Origin of the sequence: Aeromonas sp. FDAARGOS 1402 (genome assembly GCF_019046925.1) — a bacterium.
Classification (GTDB): domain Bacteria; phylum Pseudomonadota; class Gammaproteobacteria; order Enterobacterales; family Aeromonadaceae; genus Aeromonas; species Aeromonas caviae.
Map to the genome: position 1 here is coordinate 3,499,785 of NZ_CP077201.1, position 16,128 is coordinate 3,515,912.

Consider the following 16,128-nt stretch of genomic DNA (forward strand, 5'->3'; position numbering starts at 1 on the left):
ATGAATCAATCCGTCTCCTGCGAGCCGCTGCTGCGCTGCCAGGCCCTCAATCATGTCTACAAAGAGGGCAATCTGGAGACCCAGGTACTCAAGGGGATCGAGCTGGACGTTGCCCCCGGGGAGATGCTGGCGGTGGTGGGGAGCTCGGGCTCCGGCAAGACCACCCTGCTGCACCTGATGGGGGCGCTGGACAACCCTTCCAGCGGCGCCGTGCTGTTCAAGGGGCAGGACATCCATGGCTGGGACAGCCGCACCCAGGCGAGGTTTCGCAACCAGGAGCTGGGTTTCGTCTACCAGTTCCACCACCTGCTCTCGGAATTCAGCGCGCTGGAAAATGCGGCCATGCCGCTGCTGATCGCCGGTGAGTCGGTGGCCAGCGCCACCGAGAAGGCGAGCAAGATGCTGGGGCGGGTGGGGCTCTCCCACCGTCTCAACCACAGACCGTCCGAGCTCTCCGGTGGCGAGCGCCAGCGGGTGGCCATCGCCCGTGCCCTGGTCAACGAACCCAGCCTGGTGCTGGCGGACGAACCCACCGGCAACCTGGATCATGCCAGCGCCACCGCCGTCTATGAGCTGCTCTGCGAGCTTAACCGCGAGCTTGGCACCGCGTTCGTGGTAGTGACCCATGACTTGAGCCTGGCGGCCAAGCTCCATCGCCGGGTCACCCTGGTGAGCGGCGTGATGGCGGAGGTCGCCTGATGTTCAAGCCGCTGCCCCTGTTCCTGGGCCTGCGTTACAGCCGCTCCCGCCGCCGCAACGGCTTCATCGCCTTTATCTCGGCCTCCTCCCTCATCGGCATCGCCCTCGGGGTGATGGCCCTCATTCTTGGCCTCTCCGCCATGAACGGGTTCGAGCGGGAGCTCAAGAACCGGGTGCTCTCCGTGGTCCCCCACGGCGAGCTCATCGGCATGGAGGCGCCACTGCCTGACTGGCCGCGGCTCAGGGACTACCTGCTGGCCCAGCCCGGGGTGGAGGCGGCTGCCCCGGTCATTCGCCTGGACGGCCTGCTGGAGCACGGCTCCGCCCTCAAGGGGGTCCAGCTGCGTGCGGTGCTGCCGGAGCTGGAAGCCAATCTCTCCGATGCGGGCAACTTCATGACGGGTCGGGGTCTTCGCGAGCTGCAGGCGGGTGAACACGGGGTCATCCTCGGCAAGATCATCGCCGACAAGCTGGGGGTCACGACGGGAGACACCGTCACCCTGCTGCTGCCCCAGGCGGGTGATGCCGCCGGCATCAAGAACCCGAAACGGGAGGTGCTCACCGTGGTAGGACTGCTCGAGATCGGCGGCCAGCTCGACGGCCTGCTCGGCTTCATGCACCTGGCGGACGCCCAGGCCATCACCGGCATGGGCAGCGCGGTGGAGGGGTTCAGCCTCAAGGTGAGCGACGTGCTCAAGGCCCAGTCCATCACGGTGGCGGCGGCCCAGAAATTCCCACACTACGTCTATATCAGCAGCTGGATGAGCCGTCAGGGTTATCTCTATCAGGACATCCAGATGGTGCGCACCGTGATGTACGTGGTGATGCTGATGGTGGTGGCGGTGGCCTGCTTCAACATCGTCTCCACCCTGGTGATGGCGGTGAACGAGAAACGCAGCGAGATCGCCATCTTGAAGACCATGGGGGCGAGCCCGGGCCAGATCCGGCTTACCTTCGTCATCCAGGGGATGGTGAACGGGGTGGCGGGAGCCTTGCTAGGCGCCCTGCTGGGCGGCCTGCTCTCCAGCAAGCTGACCCAGATCCTGAGCGCCATCGAAGGGGTGATCGGGCACCGTTTCCTCAATCCCGACATCTACTTCATCGACTTCCTGCCGACCGAGCTGCACATGCAGGACTTGCTCATCGTGACCGGCGCCGCCATCCTGATGAGCCTGGTGGCGACCCTCTATCCTGCCTGGCGGGCGAGCGGCCTGGTGCCGTCCCGGGAGCTGGGGCATTGATGCCCATGGATGTGATAAAGGGCCCTGCGGGGCCCTTTTTATTGTCACTCTTTTGTGGGGAACCCCGAACTGGCGGTTATCGAGGCAATACGCAGGAGGAGATGATGCCCGGTGCCGTGTTGATGGCATCAATGGGCATTCAACTCATCGAGAGGCAGTGAAAAACTCCCCACGAAGACATCGATGAAGTAGCGCATGGCGGGGTTCATCCTGGCGTCCAGCATCTGCTCGAGGCGCTTTCGCGCGGGCTCGAACTCCCGGTTGCCGACGCTCAGCTCCTCCAGACACTTGGTGTAGGCACAGAGGGTGTCTGCATCCTTCACCAGGCTGGTGAGGGCCTCGTCCTGGGCGCCGGAGTCGAGCAGGGGGCGAAAGTCCTCGACCAGCTCAGGCGGCAACATGCCCAGCAGGCGCTGCTCGGCGGCAAGCTCAATCTTCTTGTATTCGCGGGCGATTTCGGGATTGAAGTACTTGACCGGGGTGGGCAGATCCCCGGTCAGCACCTCGCTGCTGTCGTGGTAGAGGGCCATGACGGCGGCCCGGTCGGCATCCACCTGAGCGCCGAACAGGCGATTGCTGATAAGGCCGAGGGCGTGGGCCACCATGGCGACCTGCAGGCTGTGCTCGGCGATGTTTTCGGGCTGGATGTTGCGCATCAGGGGCCAGCGGTAGATGAGGCGCATACGGGCGAGGTTGGCAAAAAAATGGCTGGGCAGCATGGAAGACCTCGAATGGGGGAATGAAAAAGGGCAGACCCTAGTCTGCCCTTTTTTCCACCCGCAAGGATAGCCTGAGATGGGCCCTCAGCGGATGTAGCGGCCCGATTCGGCCTCGTGGTTGGTCACTATCATCTGGCCGATGGGGGCCAGGCTGATGAGGGCCAGCTTGAGGTGCTGGATGCCGAACGGGATGCCGACGATGGTGACGAAACAGGCCAGCGCCGAGGCGATGTGGCCGATGGCCAGCCAGACCCCGATGAGCACAAACCAGAGAATGTTGCCAATCAGCCCCAGGGCGCCGGTGCCGATGTCGCTCTGGCCCGTCATGCTCTTGCGGCTCACCGCCTGCTTGCCAAACGGGAAGAAGGTGAAAGTGCCAATGACGAAGCAGGCGCGTCCCCAGGGGATCCCGATGAGGGAGACGAAGCAGAGCAGCCCCGCCAGCCACCAGGCCAGCCCCATGAAGACGCCTCCCAGCACGAACCAGAGCAGATTGAACAAGAAGCGGAAAAAGGACATGTGGGTGACTCCAGCAGCACGTAAATTGGTTGTCACCATAGCGAGCCCGGCCGGGGGACGCAATGGCACAGGCGAGAAGGTGGACAATTTGGGTCGCAGCACGCCATTTTTGTGCCCGATTGGCGGCGGATGGCGATCAAAATGACCCGTTCGCCGTGAAAAAGAGTGAGCCAGTGCAAATTATTGCGGATGGAATGCTTGAACTCGGTGCAAGGCTTCCCCATATAGGAGAAAGTCTTGCGCAAATTGTGCTGTCTGTGCCCCGGATGGGGGATGTGCGGCTCGACGCGACCACTGCACGCCGCTATAATGTCGCGTCATATTTTCTCATCACAAAGACAGTCGTTGTCTTTATAAACAGGAAGACTCCGGGCTTGCCCGGGGGCAATAAAGGGTCAGCACGCAGTGCTGAGTTGAACGAGGTAAAAGAATGCAAGTTTCTGTAGAGACAACCCAGGGTCTGGAACGCCGTCTTACCATCACTGTACCGGCCGCTACCGTTGACGCCGCCGTGCGCAAAGAATTGAATGGCCTGGCCAAAACCCGTCGCATCGACGGTTTCCGTCCTGGCAAGGCTCCGGTTGCCATCATCAAGAAGATGTTCGGTGCCATGGCTCACGCCCGCGTTGCCGATGAAATGATGCAGAACAACTTCATCAAGGCCATCATCGAGAACAAACTGAGCCCGGCTGGCGCCCCGACCATGGATCCGAAAGAGATCAAAGAAGGTCAGGATTTCGAATTCACCGCCACTTTCGAAGTGTATCCGGAGTTCGAAGTTGCCGGTCTGGAAAGCATCAAGGTCGAGAAGCCGGTTGCCACCGTGAAGGACAGCGACCTGGAAAACATGATCGACACCCTGCGCAAGCAGCACGCCACCTGGACTGAAGCCGCTGTGGCTGCCGCCAACGGCATGCGTGTGACCATGGACTTCGTCGGTTCCATCGACGGTGAAGAGTTCGATGGTGGCAAGGCTGAAGGCTTCACCCTGGAACTGGGCGCTGGCCGCATGATCCCGGGCTTCGAAGACGCCATCCTGGGCAAGAAAGCGGGCGACGAGTTCACCATCGAGGTGACTTTCCCGGCTGACTACCACGCCGAAGCCCTGAAGGGCAAGGCTGCCAAGTTTGCCTCCAAGCTGCACAAGGTTGAAGAGCAAGTGCTGCCCGAGCTGACCGAAGAGTTCGTCAAGCGTTTCGGCATCGAGAGCGGCAGCGTTGAAGAGCTGAAGGCTGAAGTGCGCAAGAACATGGAGCGCGAACTGGCCCAGGCCCTGAAAAACAGCGTGAAAGAGCAGGTACTGAACGGCCTGGTTGAAGCCAACCAGATCGATCTGCCGAAGGCTGCTGTTGCCCAGGAAATCGACACCCTGCGTCAGCAGGCTCTGCAGCGCTTCGGTGGCTTCCAGGGCGGCAACGCCCCCGAGCTGCCGGCCGAGCTGTTCCAGGCCCAGGCCGAGCGCCGTGTCCGCGTTGGTCTGCTGCTGGGTGACGTCATCCGCACCAACGAGATCAAGGCTGACGACGCCCGTGTGACCAGCATCATCGAGTCCATGGCCACTGCCTACGAAGATCCGAAAGAAGTGATCGAGTACTATCAGCAGAACGAGCAGATGCTGAACGGCGTGCGCAACCTGGCCATTGAAGATCAAGCCATCGATCTGATCCTGTCCAAGGCGCAAGTCACCGAGAAAGAAGTTGCCTTCGACGAAGTGATCAACAAGTCCGGTGCCGCTGCCTAAGAACATTTGACTTAAGGTCAAAACTGTTAAGTATAATGGCTCGTGTGATCTCCACTCGGGCCATTTTATTTTAGGGACAATGCCTTATGTACAAGAACTATAACGATGTGACTGAATCCCCACGCAATGCGCTCATCCCGATGGTGGTAGAGCAAACCGCGAAAGGGGAGCGTTCCTACGACATCTATTCCCGTCTGCTGAAAGAGCGGGTGATCTTCCTGACCGGTCAGGTCGAGGATCACATGGCGAACCTGGTGGTGGCCCAACTGCTGTTCCTGGAGTCCGAGAACCCGGATCAGGACATCAGCATCTACATCAACTCGCCGGGTGGCGCCGTCACTGCGGGTATGTCCATCTATGACACCATGCAGTTCATCAAGCCGGACGTAAGCACCGTCTGCATGGGGCAGGCCTGCTCCATGGGGGCCTTCCTGCTGGCCGGTGGCGCCAAAGGCAAGCGTTTCTGCCTGCCCAATGCCCGAGTGATGATCCACCAGCCGCTGGGCGGCTTCCAGGGGCAGGCTTCTGACATCCAGATCCATGCCCAGGAGATCCTGAAAATCAAGAATACCCTGAACGATCGTCTGGCGTTCCATACCGGTCAGGACATGGCCACCATCGAGCGCGACACCGACCGTGACAATTTCATGTCCGCCGAGCAGGCCGTTGCCTATGGTCTGGTTGACGGCATCCTGAGCCAGCGCGGCTGAGCAGGGTACCCCGTCCTGTTGTAAACTCAACAGGACGATCCATCCTCTATTGATAAAACGAGGTCGCTGAATGACAGAGAAACGCAAGGGTGAGGGCGACAAGCTGCTGTATTGCTCTTTCTGCGGCAAAAGCCAGCATGAAGTGCGCAAGCTGATCGCTGGCCCTTCCGTCTACGTATGTGATGAGTGTGTCGAGCTGTGCAACGACATCATCCGCGAGGAGATCCGCGAGATCTCTCCCAAGCGCGATGGTAGCGAGCTGCCGACCCCTCATGAAATCCGCGCCCATCTGGACGACTACGTGATCGGTCAGGAGTACGCCAAGAAGGTGCTGGCAGTGGCTGTCTACAACCACTATAAGCGTCTTCGCAGCGGCAGCGAGTCCGGTGGCGTGGAGCTGGGCAAATCCAACATCCTGCTGATTGGCCCCACCGGCAGCGGCAAGACTCTGCTGGCCGAGACCCTGGCTCGTCTGCTGGATGTGCCCTTCACCATGGCCGATGCCACCACCCTGACCGAAGCCGGTTACGTGGGCGAGGACGTGGAGAACATCATCCAGAAGTTGCTGCAAAAGTGCGACTACGACGTGGAGAAGGCCCAGCGCGGTATCGTCTACATCGACGAGATCGACAAGATCTCCCGCAAGTCGGACAACCCCTCCATCACCCGCGACGTCTCCGGGGAAGGGGTGCAGCAGGCACTGCTGAAACTGATCGAAGGCACCATCGCCTCCGTGCCGCCCCAGGGCGGTCGCAAGCACCCGCAGCAGGAGTTTTTGCAGGTCGACACCTCCAAGATCCTCTTCATCTGTGGTGGTGCCTTCGCGGGGCTGGACAAGGTGATCGAGCAGCGCTCCGTCAAGGGCACCGGCATCGGTTTTGGCGCCGAGGTGAAATCCAAGAATGCCAAGGCAACCCTGAGCGAGAATTTTGCCAAGGTGGAGCCGGAAGATCTCATCAAGTACGGTCTCATCCCCGAGTTCATCGGTCGTCTGCCGGTGGTCGCGACCCTGACCGAGCTTGACGAGGCTGCCCTCATCCAGATCCTGAAAGAGCCGAAAAACGCGCTGACCAAGCAGTATGCCGCGCTGTTCGCCCTGGAAGAGGTTGAGCTGGAGTTTCGTGATGACGCGCTCAATGCCATTGCACGCAAGGCCATGGAGCGTAAAACCGGTGCCCGGGGTCTGCGTTCCATTGTCGAGGCCGTGCTGCTAGACACCATGTATGACCTGCCCTCCCTGAAAGGGGTCAGCAAGGTGGTGATCGACGAGACGGTGATCAAGGGAGACTCCGCGCCTCTGATGATCTACGACAATCCCGAGACTCAGGCCGCAGCCTCAGAGTAACTGTCTGATTTTTAATCACATAAAGGGGCTTTTTGCCCCTTTCATGCTTTTTACGGCCAAGGCGATTGAATCTCATCTTTGCGCCCCCATATACTCAGCCAAGCCTTTGCCAACGGTATAACAAGCCGAGAGGACATATATGAACCTAGAGCGTTCAGAACGCATCGAGATTCCCGTCCTGCCTCTTCGTGACGTGGTGGTCTATCCCCACATGGTCATTCCACTCTTTGTGGGGCGGGAAAAATCCATTCGCTGTCTGGAAGCGGCCATGGAGCAGGACAAGAAAGTCCTGCTGGTGGCCCAGAAGGATGCGTCGACTGACGAACCGACGGTGGAGGAAATTTTCTCCGTCGGGACAGTGGCCAATATTCTGCAGATGCTCAAGCTGCCGGACGGCACCGTCAAGGTGCTGGTGGAGGGGGGCCAGCGTGCCCGCCTTGAGCGGATGATCGACGATCGCGACTTCTTTGTCGGGGAGGCCCAGTACATCGCGTCCGCCCCCATCGAGGAGAAGGATCAGGACGTGCTGGTGCGCTCTGCCATCGGCCAGTTCGAAGGTTACATCAAGCTCAACAAGAAGATCCCGCCCGAGGTACTCACCTCGATTTCGGCGATCGACGATGCGGCGCGCCTGGCCGATACCATGGCTGCCCACATGCCGCTCAAGCTCGAAGACAAGCAGAAGGTGCTGGAAATCGCCTCCGTGTCCGAGCGCATCGAGTTTCTGATGGCCATGATGGAGTCGGAGATCGACCTGTTGCAGGTCGAGAAACGCATCCGCTCCCGGGTCAAGAAGCAGATGGAGAAGAGCCAGCGGGAGTATTACCTCAACGAGCAGATGAAGGCCATCCAGAAAGAGCTGGGTGAGCTGGAAGACAGCCCGGATGAATTCGAAGCCCTCAATCGCAAGATTGAAGAGGCCGGGATGCCGGAGGATGCCCGCGAGAAGGCCCAGGCCGAGCTCGCCAAGCTCAAGATGATGTCCCCCATGTCGGCGGAAGCCACCGTGGTGCGCAGCTATGTGGACTGGATGGTGCAGGTGCCCTGGAAGACCCGCTCCAAGGTCAAGAAAGACCTGGGCAAGGCCCAGGAGGTGCTGGATGCGGATCACTATGGCCTGGACAAGGTCAAGGATCGCATCCTCGAATACCTGGCGGTGCAGGCGCGTGTGAACAAGCTCAAGGGCCCCATCCTCTGCCTGGTCGGGCCTCCCGGGGTGGGCAAGACCTCCCTGGGGCAGTCCATCGCCAAGGCTACCGGCCGCAAGTATGTGCGCATGGCCCTGGGTGGGGTGCGTGACGAGGCGGAGATCCGCGGTCACCGTCGTACCTATATCGGCTCCATGCCCGGCAAGCTCATTCAGAAGATGGCGAAAGTCGGCGTGAAGAACCCGCTGTTCCTGCTCGACGAAATCGACAAGATGAGCTCGGACATGCGTGGCGATCCCGCTTCCGCCCTGCTGGAGGTGCTGGATCCCGAGCAGAACAGCAGCTTCAACGATCACTATCTGGAAGTGGATTATGACCTGTCGGACGTGATGTTCGTGGCCACCTCCAACTCCATGAATATCCCGGGTCCGCTGCTGGACCGGATGGAAGTGATCCGTCTGTCCGGTTACACCGAGGACGAGAAGCTCAACATTGCCAAGCAGCACCTGGTGGCCAAGCAGATCCAGCGCAACGGCCTGAAGCCTTCCGAGATCACCATCGAGGATTCGGCGCTGATCGGGGTGATCCGCTACTACACCCGCGAGGCGGGTGTGCGCAGCCTGGAGCGTGAAATCTCCAAAATCTGTCGCAAGGCAGTCAAACGCATCCTGCTGGACAAGAGCATCAAGCATGTTCAGGTCAACCAGGAGAACCTCAAGGAGTTCCTGGGGGTACAGCGCTTTGACTATGGCAAGGCCACCGACCAGAACCAGATTGGTCAGGTGTGCGGGCTGGCGTGGACCGAAGTGGGGGGCGATCTGCTCACCATCGAGACCACCAACATGCCGGGCAAGGGCAAGCTCACTTACACCGGTTCCCTCGGTGACGTGATGCAGGAGTCCATCCAGGCGGCCATGACAGTGGTGCGGGCCCGTGCCGAGAAGCTGCGTATCAACGGCGACTTCTACGAGAAGCGCGACATCCATGTGCACGTGCCGGAAGGGGCGACCCCGAAAGACGGCCCGAGCGCCGGTATCGCCATGTGTACCGCCCTGGTCTCCAGCCTCACCGGCAACCCGGTGCGTGCCGACGTAGCCATGACGGGTGAAATCACCCTGCGTGGCGAGGTGTTGCCCATCGGTGGTCTCAAGGAGAAACTGCTGGCGGCCCACCGTGGCGGCATCAAGCGTGTGCTGATCCCGAAAGAGAACGAACGTGACCTCGAGGAGATCCCGGCCAACGTCAAACAAGATCTTGAAATCTATCCGGTTCGCTGGATTGATGAGGTGCTTGCACTGGCGTTGCAGGACAATCCGCAAGGTTTCGAACGCGTTTCTGTCGTGTAAATGTTGATGCGCCGCAAATTTGGCGCATTCGGGGGGTGGTTAAGGCTTGCATGCACCGGACAACGGAAGTAGCCTTGACCACCGATCGGGTACTCATGATGAGTCGCAATGCGTGATGTGGCGCGGGTTTGCGCCAGATTGTCACTTGCAACTGATCAGGAGGCTTGTTATAAAACCTCCACTTGTTGTGGCCAGGGAAATCAGCGCCGCAGCGATGTTCGATAAAAGGGGAATATAAGAGTGAATAAATCTCAACTGATTGACAAGATTGCAGACGGTGCTGATATCTCCAAAGCTGCCGCTGGCCGTGCGCTGGATGCCTTCATCGATGCCGTGGGCGAAGCCCTGAAAGAGGGTGACCAGGTTGCTCTGGTTGGTTTCGGTACTTTCGCCGTTCGCGAGCGTGCAGCCCGTTCCGGCCGCAACCCGCAAACTGGTGCGACCATCGAAATCGCTGCCGGTAAAGTTCCTGCCTTCAAAGCCGGCAAGGCCCTGAAAGACGCGGTCAACTAAGCCGGTCGCTGATATCTATCGGCACCGTCCTTGGTCTCTGACCAGACAAGTGAGAGGGCTCTCCCTCATACTGCTTGACCAAGGCGCATCGCAATCGGTGCGCCTTTTCATTATTTACGCCCATCGAGTTCGGGAGCATAAGTACAAACATGATGTTGGATAAACTACGCGAAGGGGCGCAGGGCAAGGTAGCCAAGGTTATCTTGGGCCTGATCATCCTCTCCTTTGCCTTGGCCGGGGTAGGCAGCTACCTCAATGGCCCGGCACGTACCGCCCCCGCCACCGTCAACGGCAATGACATCAGTGCCCCCGCACTGGAGAATGCCTACCGCAATGAGCGGGCCCGTATGGAATCCCAAATGGGTGAGGCCTTCAACCAGCTGGCCGCCAATCCCGATTACATGAAACAGTTCCGTCGCGGTGTGCTGGATCGTCTGATCGATCAGGCGCTGATCGATGACAAGGCCCGCTCCCTGGGTCTGCGCGTCAGCGATGAGCAGATCAAGCAGGCCATCGTCGCCATGCCCGAGTTTGCCGAGAACGGCAAGTTCAGCAATGACCGCTACCTGCAGCTCATTCGCCGTGCCGGCATGACCCCCGAGATGTTCCGTGACTCCCTGCGCCAGGACATGGTGCGCCAGCAATTGATGGGCGCCGTGCTGGGATCGGAGTTCGCCCTCAAGGGTGAAGCCGAGCAACTGGATCGCCTCTACAACCAGACCCGTGACCTGCGCCTGATCCGTCTGGCCGCTTCCGCCTATGTGGACGGGATCGAGGTGAGCGATGCCGAGGTGGAGCAGTTCTACAAGGCCAACAGTGCTCGCTTCATGAACGACGAGACGGTCAAGGTCGACTATCTGCTGCTCGATGCCGCGAACCTTGGCAAGAACATCAAGGTCACCGAGCAGGATGCCCAGGATTACTACGACCAGCATCAGGATCTGTTCCAGCGTCCCGAGCGCCGTCAGGTGGCGCACATCCTGATCCCGTTTGGCAAGGATGAAAAGGCGGCCGAGCAGAAAGCCGAGGCCGTGCTGGCCAAGGCCAAGGCAGGTGACGATTTCGCCGCGCTGGCCAAGGCCGACTCCTCCGATACCTTCTCTGCGAAGAAGGGCGGGGAGCTCGACTGGTTCGAGAAGGGGGTGATGGATCCTGCCTTTGAGAAAGCCGCGTTCGCGCTGGCCAAGGCTGGCGATCTCTCCGCCGTGGTGAAGAGCCCGTTCGGCTTCCACATCATCAAGCTGCTGGCCGTCGAGCCTGCCAAGACCAAGCCCTTCGTGGACGTGATGAGCGATACCATCGCCCGTCTGCAGTCTGAGAAGGCCAAGGAGCAATTCTTCGCCGAACAGCAGAAGATGGCCGACAGCAGCTTCGAGAACCCGGACTCCCTGGACTTGACCGCCGAAGCCATGGGCCTCCAGGTGCAGTCCACCGGCTATTTCAGCCAGGCCGATGCGCCGGCACCGCTCAATGATCCCAAGGTGCTCTCCGTGGCGTTCTCCGAACAGCTGCGCGATGACAATACCAACTCCGACGTGATCGAGCTGGCTGACGGCAAGGCGCTGGTGCTGCACATCATGGGTCACCAGCCGAAGGCGGCCAAGCCGCTTGCCGAGGTGAAAGAGCAGGTGATCACCGCCATCAAGCACGACAAGGCCAGTGAAGTGGCCCGTGGCAAGGCCCAGGGTCTGCTGGACAAGCTCAAGGCCGGTGAGAACGTTCAGGCCGACCTGACCGCGCTGGGTCTGAAAGTGGATACCCATACCGGCGTATCCCGTTTCGCCCAGGAGATGGATCAGAACCTGGTGACCCAGGCGTTCCGCATGCCCCATCCGACCGATGGCAAGCCGAGCGTCGAGCTGGTGACCGAAGCCAACGGTGATCGTGTGGTGGTGGCGCTGGACAAGGTCAACGTCATCAAGGAGCCGTCCCAGATGGTGAGCCTGCTGCAAGGTCAGCTGGGTCAGGGCAAGGCACAGGCTGACTACAAGTCGCTGATCGACGAGCTGCGCAAGGCGGCCAAGATCGAATACTTCACCGACGTGGAAGCCACTGTCGAGTAAGTCAGCCTCACGGCCCCAAGTGTGAAAACGGCTCCATGATGGAGCCGTTTTTTTGTGCCATCGACAGCCCGGCAGAGCAGGCGGGCGCAGGAGGGAAGGGGCCAGGCACGGGCTTGTGCTGCCTATCCTGGCTGGGGATGAGCGGGACAGGTGTATGACAGCGCGCTGTACTCTTGCTCTCCTTATCCCCAATCCTTCTCTTGCTGTGGGGCGTGATAAAGGAGGCATAAAAAAACCGGCGCACGAGGCGCCGGTTCTGATCGCTTTGCTTGAAGGCGGGGGATTACACCACACCCTGGGTGCGCAGGTAATCCTCGTAGGTGCCGCCGAAGTCGCGGATGCCGTCTTCGGTCAGCTCCAGGATGCGGGTCGCCAGGGAGGAGACGAACTCGCGGTCGTGGGAGACGAAGATCAGGGTGCCCTTGTACATCTCCAGCGCCAGGTTCAAGGATTCGATGGATTCCATGTCCAGGTGGTTGGTCGGTTCATCCATGATCAGGATGTTGGGGCGCTGCATCATCAGCTTGCCGAACAGCATCCGGCCCTGTTCACCACCGGAGAGCACCTTGACCGGCTTCTTGATGTCGTCCTGGGAGAAGAGCAGACGACCCAGCACGGAGCGCACCGCCTGCTCGTCTTCGTTCTCCTGCTTCCATTGGGCCATCCAGTCGAACACATTGAGATCGGTGTCGAAATCTTCGGCGTGATCCTGGGCGTAGTAGCCGATCTGGGCGTTCTCGGACCACTTGATGGTGCCGGTATCCGGTGCCAGGGCACCGACCAGCGTCTTGATCAGGGTGGACTTACCGATCCCGTTGGTACCCAGGATGGCGACCTTCTCGCCCACTTCCAGCATCATGTTGAGCCCCTTGAACAGGGGACCGTCGCCATAACCCTTGGAGACGCCTTCGATTTCCAGGATGTTGCGGTAGAGCTTCTTGTCCTGCTCGAAGCGGATGAAGGGGTTCTGACGGCTGGATACCTTCACTTCCTCAATCTTGATCTTGTCGATCTGCTTGAGGCGGGAGGTAGCCTGGCTGGACTTGGAGGCGTTGGCGCTGAAGCGGGAGACGAAGGATTGCAGATCGGCGATCTGGGCCTTCTTCTTGGCGTTGTCGGCCAGCAGGCGCTCGCGGGCCTGGGTGGCAGCCAGCATGTACTCGTCGTAGTTGCCCGGGTAGACTCGCAGCTCGCCGTAGTCCAGATCCGCCATGTGGGTGCAGACGGAGTTCAGGAAGTGACGGTCGTGAGAGATGATGATCATGGTGCTTTCACGATCGTTGAGCACCTGCTCCAGCCAGCGAATGGTGTTGATGTCCAGGTTGTTGGTCGGTTCGTCCAAGAGCAGGATGTCGGGGTTGGAGAAGAGCGCCTGCGCCAGCAGTACCCGCAGTTTCCAGCCCGGGGCCACTTCGCTCATCGGGCCGTTGTGCTGCTCGATGGGAATACCGGCACCCAGCAGCAGTTCGCCTGCGCGGGATTCGGCGGTATAGCCATCATATTCGGCGACCAGGCCTTCCAGCTCGGCGGCCTTCATGTAGTCGTCGTCGGTGGCCTCCAGGTTGGCGTAGATGGCATCGCGCTCGGCGATGGCGGCCCACAGCTCGGTGTGGCCCATCATGACCACGTCCAGTACGCGCATCTCTTCGTAGGCGAACTGATCCTGGCGCAGCTTACCGATGCGCTCGTTGACATCCAGGCTCACATTGCCGCCGGTGGGTTCGAGATCGCCGCCGAGGATCTTCATGAAGGTGGACTTGCCACAGCCGTTGGCACCGATGAGGCCGTAGCGGTTGCCGCCGCCAAACTTGACGCTGATGTTCTCAAACAGCGGCTTGGCGCCGAACTGCATGGTGATGTTGTTGCTTGAAAGCACTGGAATGTCCCGGTTGGTCTGTCAAATGGCGCGCATTATGGCACAGATCCCCCGAAAGTTTTAGCAGGAACTGTGATCTGGCCCCATTGCAGGGGGTAAGGTTTCACGACCAGGCCGGCAACGGGCTCCGGCCTCTCTTGCAGAGGGGAGGCGAGGGGGCGGTCATGAAAAAAGCCGGCACTGGGCCGGCTTGGATGCGTGGGATGCCACTTAGTGGGCGGAGGCGCCGGAGGCACCGAGCCCGGTCTGGGAGCGGACGAACTGCGGGAAGAACTTGGCATGCTCGTCGGAGGCTGCCTGGGACTTGTCGGTGACCGAGAAGAACCAGATCCCGATGAAGGCCAGCCCCATGGAGAAGAGCGCCGGGTATTCGTAGGGGAAGATGGCCTGGGCATGGCCCAGTACTTTCACCCAGACGGTGGGGCCCAGGATCATCAGGGTCACGGCGCTGATGAGACCGAGCCAGCCGCCATAGACGGCGCCACGGGTGGTCAGGCGGGACCAGAACATGGAGAGGAAGAGCACCGGGAAGTTGCAGCTCGCCGCGATGGAGAACGCCAGGCCCACCATGAAGGCGATGTTCTGCTTCTCGAACAGGATGCCAAGGCCGATGGCGACCACACCCAGTACCAGGGTGGTCATCTTGGATACGCGCAGCTCGTCGGCCTCGTTGGCCTTGCCTTCCTTGATGACGCAAGCATAGAGGTCGTGAGAGACCGCGGAGGCCCCCGCCAGGGTCAGCCCGGCCACGACCGCCAGTATGGTGGCAAACGCCACGGCGGAGATGAAGCCCAGGAACAGGCTGCCGCCCACTGCATCGGCCAGATGGACCGCCGCCATGTTGGTGCCCCCCAGCAGGGCGCCGGTGGCGTCCTTGAAGTCCGGGTTGGTGCTGACCAGCAGGATGGCGCCAAAGCCGATGATGAAGGTGAGGATGTAGAAGTAGCCGATGAAGCCGGTGGCGTAGAACACCGATTTACGGGCTTCCTTGGCATCGCTCACGGTGAAGAAGCGCATCAGGATGTGGGGCAGACCTGCGGTACCGAACATCAGGGCCAGCCCAAGGGAGATGGCGGAGATGGGGTCGGCGACCAGGCCGCCCGGGCTCATAATGGCCGCACCATTGGCATGCACCTTGACCGCTTCGCTGAACAGGGTACCGACGTCGAAGTTGACGGACTTCATCACCATGATGGCCATGAAGCTGGCACCGGAGAGCAGCATCACCGCCTTGATGATCTGTACCCAGGTGGTGGCCAGCATGCCGCCGAACAGCACGTAGAGCACCATCAGGATGCCGACCAGCACCACGGCCACATGGTATTGGAGGCCGAACAGCAGCTCGATGAGCTTGCCGGCACCGACCATCTGGGCGATGAGGTAGAGGGCGACCACCACCAGGGAGCCGCTGGCAGAGAGGCTGCGCACCGAGGTCTGTTTGAGGCGGTAGGAGGCCACGTCGGCAAAGGTGTACTTGCCGAGGTTGCGCAGCCGCTCCGCGATCAGGAACAGGATGATGGGCCAGCCCACCAGGAAGCCGATGGAGTAGATGAGACCGTCATAGCCCGAGGTATAGACCAGGGCGGAGATGCCGAGGAAGGAGGCGGCGGACATGTAGTCACCGGCGATGGCCAGACCGTTCTGGAAGCCGGTGATGCGCCCGCCGGCGGCGTAGTAGTCGGAAGCCGAGCGGTTGCGCTTGGAGGCCCAGTAGGTGATGAACAGGGTGGCGGCCACGAAGATCACGAACATCACGATGGCCGAGATATTGAGGGGTTGGCGTTGCACCTCGCCGCTGATGGCGTCGGCCGCCAGCAAGGGGGTGGAGATCAGACCTGCCAGCGGCAGCAGAAACTTGCCTTTCATGATTGCGCTCCCTTGAGGATCTTCTGGTTCAGTTCGTCGAACTCGCCGTTGGCACGAAATACGTAGATACCGGTCAGCACGAAGGCCGATACGATGAGACCAATCCCGACCGGGATACCACGGGTGATGCTGGAGCCTTCACTCAAGGGGGTGCCAAGCCAGCCCGGCGCAAAGGCGATGAGCAGGATGAACGCCAGGTAGAGCCCCAGCATCAGGATGGAGAGGGTCCAGGCAAAACGCTGGCGTTTGGCGACCAGTGCCTGGAAGTTGGGATCTTGCTGGATCCGAAGATACGGTTGCTGTTCCATTGCAGTTCTCCATGACAGTGAATGTCAGCGGTGG

Annotated in this window: 13 protein-coding genes; 8 read left to right on the forward strand and 5 right to left on the reverse strand. The window is 60.5% G+C overall.

Annotation, left to right across the window (positions count from 1 at the left end; genetic code table 11):
• Complete coding sequence (gene lolD / locus I6L32_RS16495) at positions 1–699, forward strand: lipoprotein-releasing ABC transporter ATP-binding protein LolD (protein ID WP_201922727.1); 699 nt, start codon at positions 1–3, stop codon at positions 697–699.
• On the forward strand, positions 699–1,940 hold the full coding sequence (gene lolE, locus I6L32_RS16500) for a lipoprotein-releasing ABC transporter permease subunit LolE (RefSeq protein WP_201922724.1): 1,242 nt from the start codon (positions 699–701) through the stop codon (positions 1,938–1,940). The genes lolD and lolE overlap by 1 nt, the downstream gene beginning before the upstream one ends.
• Before the next feature lie 128 nt (positions 1,941–2,068).
• Here lolE and yfbR read toward each other — a convergent pair whose 3' ends face one another.
• Positions 2,069–2,659: a 5'-deoxynucleotidase gene (gene yfbR / locus I6L32_RS16505; RefSeq protein WP_010674569.1), complete on the reverse strand. Its 591-nt coding sequence runs from the start codon at positions 2,657–2,659 to the stop codon at positions 2,069–2,071.
• 84 nt (positions 2,660–2,743) lie between these two features.
• Positions 2,744–3,178 (reverse strand): YccF domain-containing protein, encoded by a 435-nt coding sequence (locus I6L32_RS16510; RefSeq protein WP_039039046.1) that lies wholly within the window; start codon positions 3,176–3,178, stop codon positions 2,744–2,746.
• A gap of 430 nt (positions 3,179–3,608) precedes the next feature.
• Here I6L32_RS16510 and tig point away from each other — a divergent pair, with 430 nt between their 5' ends.
• The 6 genes from tig (at position 3,609) to ppiD (ending at position 12,044) form a co-directional block, all read left to right on the forward strand.
• Positions 3,609–4,919: a trigger factor gene (gene tig / locus I6L32_RS16515; RefSeq protein WP_010674572.1), complete on the forward strand. Its 1,311-nt coding sequence runs from the start codon at positions 3,609–3,611 to the stop codon at positions 4,917–4,919.
• Positions 4,920–5,005: 86 nt separating this feature from the next.
• On the forward strand, positions 5,006–5,629 hold the full coding sequence (clpP, locus tag I6L32_RS16520) for an ATP-dependent Clp endopeptidase proteolytic subunit ClpP (protein WP_005324106.1): 624 nt from the start codon (positions 5,006–5,008) through the stop codon (positions 5,627–5,629).
• Between the two features lie 70 nt (positions 5,630–5,699).
• The gene (gene clpX / locus I6L32_RS16525; RefSeq protein ID WP_010674573.1) at positions 5,700–6,974 is read left to right on the forward strand and encodes an ATP-dependent protease ATP-binding subunit ClpX; all 1,275 of its coding nucleotides are present in this window, start codon (positions 5,700–5,702) and stop codon (positions 6,972–6,974) included.
• A 139-nt stretch (positions 6,975–7,113) separates the two neighbouring features.
• Positions 7,114–9,468, forward strand: coding sequence for an endopeptidase La (gene lon / locus I6L32_RS16530; RefSeq protein ID WP_041215258.1), 2,355 nt, complete (start codon positions 7,114–7,116; stop codon positions 9,466–9,468).
• Between the two features lie 240 nt (positions 9,469–9,708).
• Positions 9,709–9,981, forward strand: coding sequence for a nucleoid-associated protein HU-beta (gene hupB / locus I6L32_RS16535; protein ID WP_005315375.1), 273 nt, complete (start codon positions 9,709–9,711; stop codon positions 9,979–9,981).
• 149 nt (positions 9,982–10,130) lie between these two features.
• On the forward strand, positions 10,131–12,044 hold the full coding sequence (ppiD, locus tag I6L32_RS16540; protein WP_041215257.1) for a peptidylprolyl isomerase: 1,914 nt from the start codon (positions 10,131–10,133) through the stop codon (positions 12,042–12,044).
• Positions 12,045–12,327: 283 nt separating this feature from the next.
• On the opposite strand, the gene I6L32_RS16545 is transcribed toward ppiD, so the two are convergent.
• The 3 genes from I6L32_RS16545 to I6L32_RS16555 form a co-directional block, all read right to left on the reverse strand.
• Positions 12,328–13,920 carry an ABC-F family ATPase gene (locus I6L32_RS16545; protein ID WP_010674576.1) on the reverse strand — a complete coding sequence of 531 codons (1,593 nt, stop codon included), beginning with the start codon at positions 13,918–13,920 and terminating at the stop codon, positions 12,328–12,330.
• Between the two features lie 210 nt (positions 13,921–14,130).
• Positions 14,131–15,786: a cation acetate symporter gene (locus I6L32_RS16550; RefSeq protein WP_010674577.1), complete on the reverse strand. Its 1,656-nt coding sequence runs from the start codon at positions 15,784–15,786 to the stop codon at positions 14,131–14,133.
• On the reverse strand, positions 15,783–16,094 hold the full coding sequence (locus I6L32_RS16555) for a DUF485 domain-containing protein (RefSeq protein ID WP_039039049.1): 312 nt from the start codon (positions 16,092–16,094) through the stop codon (positions 15,783–15,785). The genes I6L32_RS16550 and I6L32_RS16555 overlap by 4 nt, the downstream gene beginning before the upstream one ends.
• Positions 16,095–16,128 lie beyond the last annotated feature (34 nt).